This is a genomic window from Aestuarium sp. (assembly GCF_023253315.1).
GTDB lineage: Bacteria > Pseudomonadota > Alphaproteobacteria > Rhodobacterales > Rhodobacteraceae > Marivivens > Marivivens donghaensis.
The window spans coordinates 1-3579 of sequence record NZ_JALRGW010000052.1; the positions used below are offsets into that span (position 1 = coordinate 1).

4 protein-coding genes are annotated in these 3579 nt (G+C 59.3%); 2 read left to right on the forward strand and 2 right to left on the reverse strand.

Annotated features, from left to right (window positions below; all coding sequences use genetic code 11):
* Positions 1–130 precede the first annotated feature (130 nt).
* Positions 131–691, reverse strand: a complete 561-nt coding sequence (locus AC1QQ2_RS13830; protein WP_395005310.1) for a F0F1 ATP synthase subunit delta — start codon at positions 689–691, stop codon at positions 131–133.
* Positions 692–1138: 447 nt separating this feature from the next.
* Positions 1139–1906, reverse strand: a complete 768-nt coding sequence (locus AC1QQ2_RS13835) for a class I SAM-dependent methyltransferase (RefSeq protein ID WP_395005312.1) — start codon at positions 1904–1906, stop codon at positions 1139–1141.
* A 100-nt stretch (positions 1907–2006) separates the two neighbouring features.
* On the opposite strand from AC1QQ2_RS13835, the gene gloB reads away from it, so the two are divergent.
* On the forward strand, positions 2007–2774 hold the full coding sequence (gloB, locus tag AC1QQ2_RS13840) for a hydroxyacylglutathione hydrolase (RefSeq protein WP_395005314.1): 768 nt from the start codon (positions 2007–2009) through the stop codon (positions 2772–2774).
* 171 nt (positions 2775–2945) lie between these two features.
* A partial coding sequence (locus tag AC1QQ2_RS13845) for a Clp protease N-terminal domain-containing protein (RefSeq protein ID WP_479713566.1) occupies positions 2946–3579 on the forward strand: 634 nt, incomplete at its 3' end.

The following is a 3579-nucleotide window of genomic DNA, read 5'->3' on the forward strand; positions in this document are numbered from 1 at the left end:
AAGCCGTGAACGCGCGCGATACCATCCCCTACGGACAGCACACGGCCGACTTCTGCCACAGCAGCGTCCTTGCCGAAGTTCTTGATCTGCTCCTTAAGGATCGCAGAGATCTCAGCAGCCTGAATTCCCATCACCCAACCTCTTTCATTGCATTCTGAAGTGCCGCGAGCTTCGCCTTGACCGAGGTGTCGATCATGGTCGAGCCGAGCTTGACGATTAGACCACCGATGAGGCTTTCATCGACGGTAGTGTTCAATTTGACGTCCTTGCCGACCTTGGCTTTCAAGGCTTCGACCAGTGCGGTGGCTTGCGCTGGCGACAAAGCTGCTGCCGAAGTGATCTCGGCAGTCACTTCGCCCTTTTCGGTGGCGATGCGGGCGCGCAGGTTGGCCACCAATTGCGGCAGCACGAACAGGCGGCGTTTACTGGCCATCAGCGCGATGGTGTTTGCCATTGCCGACGAAAGCCCCATCGCAGCCACAACTGCCGCCATGGCGCGCGATTGATCTTCGCGGGTCACGACCGGCGAGGCGATCATGCCGGCAAGCTCGGGGCTGGCTGTCAAAGCAGCCCCCAGCGCATCGGTATCGGCCTCAAGCGTCGCTAGGCCGTTTTCGTCTTTTGCAATCTCGAACAGGGCCTGCGCGTAGCGCGCAGCGATGTTCAAGGAGATTGAAGCTGGTTCGGACACGTCAACCCTTCCGCTGTATAGGCCCTTCGCGTGAACCGCCTTCGGATTTCAGCCCGACTGCGGCGCATACTTAGGGCATGCGTCTTTTCGATTTCCCGCGTCTCTAGCAGAGCCTTTACGATGCCGCAACCACGTTGCTGCGGCATTTTACACTGAAAGCTGCGACAGATAGCCCAAGCGCACGAGGCCCGGCAAAGTCTGAAAAACTCCGCGATCTTGGCAAAGCGGCAGACCGGCTTGCTGCAACGCGGCAAAATCCAAGCAATCACAATAAGTTTTATATATTTGACGCGACGTGAGGTCAAAATTCAATTTCGTCACGGCGACCAAACCCAGGCTATCTTGGCCGAAAATGGCCTTGCGGCAAATTTGCAAGAATAGGCCTGCCCAGACGATCAATTGGGCTGATTCTTTGGGTCAGCGGGTTTTCGCCCCCCGATCCATTGGCTAAGGATCAACACCTTCGGACGGTCGTTTTGCGCTTGGCACGGCAGCCCCCACACCTTCCAGCACCCGCAACGGGCGGCGCACCGCACTGGCCAAGGTGCCACGCGTCGGCGCATAGACTTGCTTACTGGCCTCAACCAGCAGCACACCGCCCGCAAGCCAAGGCAAATTGCGACCAAAGCCTTCCCAAAACGTCGAGGTGCGCAGCCAGAACCGGCTTTCCGATGGCGGCGCAAACAAAAGCGTCATGCTGCGCTCGACCCGAAAGCCGTGCTCTTTCAACTGGCCTTCCAGCTGGCGGCCGGAATAGGGGCGGCCCTGCCCAAAGGGGGTCGCATCTCGGCGTGCCCAAAGCCCCGCGCGGTTGGGCACCACGATCACAATGCGCCCACCCGGCCCCAGCACCCGATGCGCCTCGTCCAAGACCGCCATCGGATTGTCCGAGGTTTCAAGCCCGTGCATCAGCACAAGCCGGTCAACATGCCCCGTCGGCAACGGCCATTGGGTTTCTTCGCAAAGCACCGAAACATTGGCCATTCCCGCCGGCCAGGGCATCACCCCCTGTGGCCCCGGCATCAGCCCGATCACCCGCCGCGCATCTTCAAGATAGGGTCGCAGCAGCGGCACAGCAAAGCCAAAGCCCGCCACTGTCTGGCCTTTGACAGGCGGCCAGATCCGCACCAGCTGATCTCGGATCGCCCGCTGCGCCACTCGCCCCAAACGGGTGCGGTAGTAAAAGTTGCGCAGATCAAGCACATCAAGATGCATTGCAGACCCAGACCTTTCCCGCCAAACTGGCTTAATCATACCCAAACCACGCCGCAAGGCTACCCTGCGTTGCCATCCCCGCCCCTGTGAAAGGCCGCCCATGACCCTCGAGCTTGTGACCATTCCCTGCCTGAAAGACAATTACGCCTATCTTTTGCACGATGCGGGCTCGGGGGAAACCGTTCTGATTGACGCGCCAGAGGCAAGCCCGATCTTGGCAGTTCTGCAAAAGCGCGGCTGGGGGCTGGATGCTATCTGGCTGACCCATCATCATTGGGATCACATCGACGGCGTCACGGCGATTGTTGAAGCCACCTCGGCCGCCGTGTTGGGGGCGGCCGCCGATGCGCACCGCCTACCGCCTTTGACGCGCGAGCTGACTGAGGGCAGCACCATCGCCATCGGCACAGAGGCCGCACAGGTGCTGGATGTGTCAGGCCACACCCTTGGCCATATTGCCTTTTATTTGCCAACTTCGGGCTTTTGCTTTACCGCCGACAGCCTGATGGCCGCAGGCTGTGGCCGGCTGTTTGAAGGCACCCCAGATCAGATGTTCGCAAGCCTTGCCAAGCTGCGCGCTCTGCCGCCCGAGACATTGATCTGTTCGGGGCATGAATACACCACCGCGAATCTTGCTTTTGCTGCAACGGTTGATCCGCAGAATGCGGCCTTGCAGGCCCGTATCGCCAAGGTTGCCAAAGCCCGCAGCGAACAACGCGCCACCGTGCCCTCGCGGCTGTCAGGAGAATTGGCGACCAACCCTTTTCTTCGCGCCAATGACCCTTATATCAAAGCAAGGTTAGGAATGACTTTGGCCAGCGACGCCGAGGTCTTTGCGCGTTTGCGCAGCATGAAGGACAGCTTCTAGGCCCAAACTGCGACGCAGCGATCACTTTTTAAACCTTAACCGAGAAAAACCGAAAACTTGCCGATTTAGGGCTTGAAGATCGGGAAATAAAACCGATCCTTTACAGTATGAGGTCATGGTTGAGATGGACCGCACGGACCATTCGACCCGCAGGACAGGAGCACGAAACCAGTGCCATCATTTTCGACCACGCTTGAACAAGCCATTCACGGCGCCCTGGCGCTTGCCAATTCGCGCCGCCACGAATTGGCGACGCTTGAACATCTGCTATTGTCCCTGATCGACGAACCCGACGCGGCCCGTGTGATGAAGGCCTGTTCGGTCGATCTGGAGCTGTTGCGCAAAACCCTTGCCAGCTTTATCGACGATGATCTGTCAACGCTTGTGACCGATGTCGAAGGCTCGGAAGCCGTGCCAACCGCGGCCTTCCAGCGCGTGATCCAACGCGCGGCGATCCATGTGCAATCCTCGGGCCGCTCGGAAGTGACCGGCGCCAATGTGCTGGTCGCCATATTTGCTGAACGCGAATCGAATGCGGCGTTTTTCCTGCAAGAACAGGATATGACCCGCTATGACGCGGTCAATTTCATCGCCCATGGCGTGGCCAAAGACCCGTCTTATGGCGAACAGCGCCCGCTGACTGGCGCCGAAGACCCGCATCACGAAACTCCCAAGGCCGAGGCGGGCGAGGTTAAGGAATCTGCGCTGTCGAAATATTGCGTCGATCTGAACGTCAAGGCGCGCAAGGGCGATGTCGACCCGCTGATCGGCCGCGAGTCTGAAGTCGAGCGGTGCATTCAGGTCT

Bases quoted from the DNA above. Each gene is read 5' to 3' on its own strand.
- AC1QQ2_RS13835 (WP_395005312.1), bottom strand. From the start codon at position 1,906: ATGCATCTTGATGTGCTTGATCTGCGCAACTTTTACTACCGCACCCGT.
- gloB (WP_395005314.1), top strand. From the start codon at position 2,007: ATGACCCTCGAGCTTGTGACCATTCCCTGCCTGAAAGACAATTACGCC.